Source organism: Mycobacterium sp. E3305 (assembly GCF_001666785.1).
GTDB lineage: Bacteria > Actinomycetota > Actinomycetes > Mycobacteriales > Mycobacteriaceae > Mycobacterium.
Genome location: NZ_LZJA01000287.1, coordinates 1 through 5,929 on the forward strand (window position 1 = coordinate 1; position 5,929 = coordinate 5,929).

The following is a 5,929-nucleotide window of genomic DNA, read 5'->3' on the forward strand; positions in this document are numbered from 1 at the left end:
CGACCGCCTCGTCGGCCGGTGACATCTTCGGCCGGGTAACCGGCGCGCCCCGGTCGTCGACCCAAATGTCTATCTGGTCACCGACTTTCACCGCGAGCGGTGCGGCGATGTCCCCGGTGCGCTCGGAGCCGGCGAAATCCCATCGGGCGGGCGCCATGACCGTCGGTTTTCCGAGATCGGTGCGGGGATGGCTGTCCCCGACGACCGTCGCGGTGGCCGGGCGCCGCGTCTGCACCTGTTCGGCGTAGACGCGGCTACGGTCCTCATGGATCGCGGTGCCCACGGCGGCGGCGATCGGCACGGTGACCAGCGACACCGCGATGGCCAACACCAACAGCAGCGCCTCCAGCCGGTCGGTCGACCGGACCAGCGGGTTGCGGCGAAACAGCCGAGCGAGCAGACCCCGCGGCAGGGGAACGGTGAACGTCTCCAGCCCGGGGTGATCGTGTCGGGGGGCGGTCATCGGATGTCCTCGTTCGAATGGGTAGCGACCGTGGTTGGTCACCCCGATCTTCGCGCGGCCGGGCACCGCGCGGCTTGCGCCGATCCGACAAGGGCGCCGGCGCGCGTTGTCGGATTCCGACAGCGCTCGATCAACCGATGTCGGTGGCCGCGAGTTCGATCATCATGGCCAGCCGCTTCCTGGCGTCGTCCAAGGGAAGATTGCTGATTTCGGCCATCTTCCGGAGCCGGTAACGGACGGTGTTCTCGTGCACACCGAGACGCTCACCGGCTTCAACCGGATCGCCCTGGGCCTCTAACCACGCCCGCAGCGTCGCGAGGTAGTCGGTTCCGTTGGCGCGGTCGTGCCGGCGCAGCTCGGCCACCGGTCCACGGGTCGGGGCCCGGCCGGCGCGCGCCGCGGTGCGCAACCGCTGCAGCAGGATGTCATCCCACGATTCGTCGTAGGCGGGCGGCGCGCAGGTGGGCGACGCCTCGTGCAGCGCCAGACATTCGTCGGCCTCCTGCCGGGCCGCGGCGAGCTCGGCCACGTCGGCCGGCCCGCTGATGCCGGCCAACACGGTCACCCGTTCGGGCAGGGCCGCCGTCAGGGCGGTCACCCAGTCGCGGGCCGCCGTGGCCTGATCCGCGGGAAGCAGGGTGTAGACGGTGTTGCCCGCCAAGGCGCTGCGCCCCGGTCGTGACCAACCGAAGCCGGTGGTGGCGCGCTCGAAGGCCAGCAGCAGGGCCGCGTCGCGTTCGGCGCCCACCGACGCCTGCAGCGCGATCACCCGTAAGCCGCTCTGGGGCAGGCCGAGCCTGCTCGCCGCCGTGGCGGCGTCGGCGCTGCTCTCGAGCAGCCGGATCACCAGCTCGGATTCGACCTGACGCTCGAGGTCGGCGCTGGCCTGTGACCGCAGCACGTGCATGGCGACCGTGTGCGCGCCCGCGGCCAAGGCCGTGCGCGCCGGCTCGTCCAGCGGCTCGGAACACGCCACCCAGACCGACCCCATCAGCTCTCGCCCGGAGCGCACCGCCACCACCATGCGGCCCGTCAAACCGTATTCGGGATCGCCCTCGACGAAGAGCGGCTCTTCGGCCGCCGCCAGGTGCGCGAACACGCCCCGGGATTCGAACAGCGCGCGCAGCCGCTCCGGCGTCTGCCGGCTCAGAATCGTCTCGACCCGAGCCGGATCGGGGTCCTGCTGCAGCCGTGAATACGCCAGCACTCGCAGCAACTCGTCGTGGATGACGACGGCGCTGCCGATCGCATCCGCCAGGCTGTCGGCCAGCGCGAAGAGGTCGGTCGGACCACGGCCGGCCGCGGTCTCGCGGCCCTCCAGCACCAGCCCGTAGATGACCGCGGCCAGCTCGCTCCACGGCAGTGTCTCCTCGACCAGCAGCACCGCCCCGACCCCGGCGTCCTCGCCCACCGTCAGCGGCTCCACACCCTCGCGCGTCAACACCACCAGCGCTCCCGCCGAGTTCGCCCACTCGACGGCTTCGCTCAGAGATTCGGCGCCGATGGCCAGCAGAACGTCACCGACGACGGCCCGCCCGCCCGACATCTCGTGAATGACCACGCTGCGCAGTTCGGTCGACCGAGGCACCGACGACCAACCCAGCCGGACCCCATGACCACCCAGCACATTCACCAAGCGGTCCAGAGTGATCACGAGGGCTCCCAACGCCGATTATCGAGACGCTGATGCCTTTGTATCCTCCCGCGGTCGCCGGCCGGATGTGATTGCCGGGTTTGTCACCCGACAGCTCAAAGGATGTGCATGCCCTGGGCCAGCTGCGAGACGCCGACCACCGTGAAGACGGTCACGAGAATCTGCCGGTGGTAGGCGCGCACCCAGTCGTGCAGCCGCCGCAGCGCGGCTTGGGTCCTTGCCGGCGCGGCGACGTATCCCACCAGGATCACCTCGACGACGGAATACATCAGCACGACGAACGCGATCGAGGCGCTGACCTGCGTGGCGACCGCGGCCCTCGAGGCGACGATGATCGCCAGGATGAACAGCACCCCGTCGACCGGAACCGACGCCAGGCCGATCACCCACGCGATCCACAGCGACCCCTGCTCCCAGGCGAGGTGGGCGCGGTGGAGCAAACGCCGCGGTCCGGAACCCTCCTCCGGGGGGACGTCCCCCGCGCGGCTCAGGAATCGCGGCACCGCGATCAGCGCGCCCGCGGGCGTCGGGGTCGCGTCGCTCGATACGCCGGCCTCCGCTCGCTGGCCCGTCGAAAAGCGCACGGCCATCACCGCCGCGATCGACAGCCCGAGCACGCCGAGGCCGATCTGGATGTGCGGAAGTGTGGAACTGGTGGCCTTCGTGGTCGAGCCGTGGCCGAACGAGCCGAACGCCGAGGTGAAGTTGAGCAGCATCAGGGGCGCGAGAAGCTCGGGCACACACACGGTGAGGCCGCCCACCCAGTAGGCGAGCAGGTTCGGCCCGGGCCGCGGTCGGGAGATCATCAGGAGGGCCAGCCCCAGGCGCACGGGATTGAGCGCCGCGAGAATTCCCAACCCCAGCACCGACCCCCACATTGGCGCATCTCTACCCGCGGGCCACCGACCCTAAACACCGAACCTCGAGGGATCGTGCCGCCCCGGCGCCGATCCGTAGGATGTGGGTTCGCCCACCGAATTTCGGCGTGGCGCAACACGTTCAAGCGATGCCCAGGCGCGGGACGATCCGTGAACGGCGGGCCAATCCGCTGTGAACACCACCCGCTCGTGCACCCGTGAAGTTTGTCACAACACCGGGTTGGTCGCCGGCTTCCGCGACACGCGTGCCGCAACCCGCGGCAGCGAATTCTGTTCGTGCATAGGAAATTCACAGGTTTGACCAAACCGGCGGGTGCCGCGCGAGCCGTGGATTACGACGTTGCAAGTCGTGGTGCCAGCACGCTCACGGTTCGCTGGTGCGCGAATGGCGTTCCGCGTGAAACCACCGATCCAGTTTCGTGGGCTACCGTTGGTGTTGCGGACGGCATCGCGACTCGGGCAGGGGAACCGACTGGGGCCCGAAACGCAGCCACGACGGTCTCCTCATGACGGGGATATCCGCAAAGCCCGAAGGCGCTGGCACGGCGCCGGTGGGCAGGACGCCACACTGGTCGAAACCAACGGCCAATCCAGAAGCGCAGCATCGTTTTCGATGCAGCGTCCAACGCTTCTGCACGTCTCAGCTCGGTTCGAGGAGGTTGTCCATTGCAGCCCAATCCTTTCGACGACGGCGGGGGCAAATTTTTCGTGCTAGTCAATAATGAGGACCAGCACAGCCTGTGGCCGGCCTTCGCCGATGTCCCCGCGGGCTGGAGCGTGGCCTACGGCGAAGCCGAACGGGCGGCGTGCCTCGACTTCGTCGAACAACACTGGCCCGATAGGCGCCCTAAATCGCTGCGCGAGAGGCTGTCCGCTCCCGGTTTGTGATGTATAGACCGTCTAGGTATGAAAGAGTCGGGAAGGGTTTTGGGGGGACTTAGTGGAACGCAGTGACCGGGCACTACCGCTGACGCGAGCGCAGCTGGACATCTGGCTCGCTCAGCAAACGGGTCACTTCGATGTCGCGTGGCAACTCGGCGTGCTCGTCCGGATCGAGGGCACGATCGACCGCGGTCTGCTGGAGCAGGCGATGCGCCACGTGGTGGGCGAGGCCGAGAGCCTCAGGGCCCGCTTCTTCGAGGCGGACGGGCAGGTCTTTCAGCGGGTGATCGACGACCCGGACGTCGATCTGGTCTTCGACGACGTGAGCGGGTCCGCCGATCCCGAGGGCGAGGCCCGCGAGCGGGCGTCGGCGATCCAGCGCACGCCGATGCCGCTCACCGGTCCGATGATGAACTTCTACCTGTTCCAGACGGCACCCGATGAGTACTACTGGTTCACCTGCTGTCATCACATCGCGATCGACGGAATGGGCATCGCGCTGATCGGCCGCCGCATCGCGGCCGTCTACTCCGCGCTCGCCTCCGGCACGGCCGTATCTCCGGCCTTCTTCGGTTCGGTGCAAGATCTCGTCAGCGGCGAGTCGGAATACGCGGCATCCGCGGATTACCTTGCCGACGAGGCCTATTGGAACGAGCACCTGCCGACGGGCGCCGAGCCGGGCTATCGAATGACCCAGTTCGCCGGCGACCGGGACCCATACGCCCCCTCACCGCCCGTCCAGTTGGACTCGTCGGTGCTCGGCGCGATCAAACAACTGTCCAAGTCGCTGGGTGTCCGCCGGTCGTCGGTCCTCACCGCCGCCTGCGCACTCCTGGTGCGGGGGTTCCGCGCCGACAATTCCGACGAAGTGGTGCTCGACTTCCCGGTCAGCCGCCGGCTGGACCCGGAGTCGAAGACCCACCCCGGCATGCTCGCCGGGGTGGTGCCGCTGGTCTTGAACGCGTCGCCCCTCCTCACCGCCGCCGAGTTTCTCAAACAGGTCGATACGCGGTCGCGGGAGGCGTTGCGGCACCAGCGTTTCCCGGTGCACATGCTCGGTGGCGACGGCGGCTTCCGTGGCGCACCGCAGGCATCCAACCGGGTGGTCGTGAACTTCGTCCCGGCCCGGATGACCCTCAGCCTCGCCGGTGTGCCGGCGACCGCGACGTACACGACCTTTGGCCCGGTGGGCCACTTCGGGCTATTCTTCCTCGGGTTCGGCGATCAGCAATTCCTGAGCACGGTGGGTGTCGGACAGCCCTTCTCGAACTTCGACGTCTCGGACTTGGCGAGCCGGTTGCAGCGGCTGTTGGTGGCGATGGCGGCCGATCCGGCACGGTCGTTGTCGACGGTGGATGTGCTCGATGAGGCTGAGCGGTCTCGGCTGGATGTCTTTGGTAATCGGGCCGTTTTGAGCGGGCCGGTGCCGGGTCCGGTGTCGGTGCCCGGGTTGTTTGCCGCGCAGGTCGCACGCGGGCCGGGGGCGGTGGCGGTCTGCGGTGGTGGGGTCTCGGTGTCGTACCGGGAGTTGGATGCGGCCTCGAATCGGTTGGCGCGGTATCTGGTTGACCGGGGCGTGGGTCCCGGTTCGGTTGTGGCGCTGCTGTTTTCGCGGTCGGCCGAGGCGATCGCCGCGATGTTGGCGGTGCTGAAGACCGGGGCGGCGTACCTGCCGATCGATCCGGTCTCCCCGGATTCGCGGATCGGGTTCCTGCTGGCCGACGCCAAGCCGGTCGCCGCCCTGACCACCGCGGAACTGGCCGGGCGGCTGGCCGGGCATGGGGTGGCGGTCATCGATGTCGATGATGCGCGCCTCGACGAGCTCCCGGATGCGGCGTTACCCGAGCCCGACGCCGACGGATTGGCGTATCTGATCTACACCTCGGGTACCACGGGTGTGCCCAAAGGTGTTGGGGTCTCGCATCATAACGTGACGGCGCTGATCGGGTCACTGGATGCGGGGTTGCCGGCGCCCGGGGTGTGGTCGCATGCGCATTCGCTGGCCTTCGACGTGTCGGTGTGGGAGATCTTCGCCCCGCTGTTGCGCGGGGG

The 5,929-nt window shown here is 68.6% G+C and carries 5 protein-coding genes; 2 read left to right on the forward strand and 3 right to left on the reverse strand.

Annotated features, from left to right (window positions below; all coding sequences use genetic code 11):
• The 3 genes from A5701_RS24600 to A5701_RS24610 form a co-directional block, all read right to left on the reverse strand.
• Window positions 1-463, reverse strand: a 463-nt coding sequence (locus tag A5701_RS24600; protein ID WP_082969831.1) for a hypothetical protein, incomplete at its 3' end; no start/stop codon positions are given.
• Window positions 464-593: 130 nt separating this feature from the next.
• Window positions 594-2,117 carry a CdaR family transcriptional regulator gene (locus A5701_RS24605; RefSeq protein ID WP_067760435.1) on the reverse strand — a complete coding sequence of 508 codons (1,524 nt, stop codon included), beginning with the start codon at window positions 2,115-2,117 and terminating at the stop codon, window positions 594-596.
• A gap of 95 nt (window positions 2,118-2,212) precedes the next feature.
• Entirely contained in the window at window positions 2,213-2,995 is a 783-nt protein-coding gene (locus tag A5701_RS24610; RefSeq protein WP_067760437.1) for a GAP family protein, read from the reverse strand.
• A 666-nt stretch (window positions 2,996-3,661) separates the two neighbouring features.
• Between A5701_RS24610 and A5701_RS24615 the strand changes: the two genes are divergently transcribed.
• Together A5701_RS24615 and A5701_RS24620 are read left to right on the forward strand one after the other, a co-directional pair.
• Window positions 3,662-3,883 (forward strand): MbtH family protein, encoded by a 222-nt coding sequence (locus A5701_RS24615; protein ID WP_067760439.1) that lies wholly within the window; start codon window positions 3,662-3,664, stop codon window positions 3,881-3,883.
• Window positions 3,884-3,935: 52 nt separating this feature from the next.
• On the forward strand, window positions 3,936-5,929 hold a 1,994-nt coding region (locus A5701_RS24620; protein WP_156670259.1), incomplete at its 3' end, for an AMP-binding protein.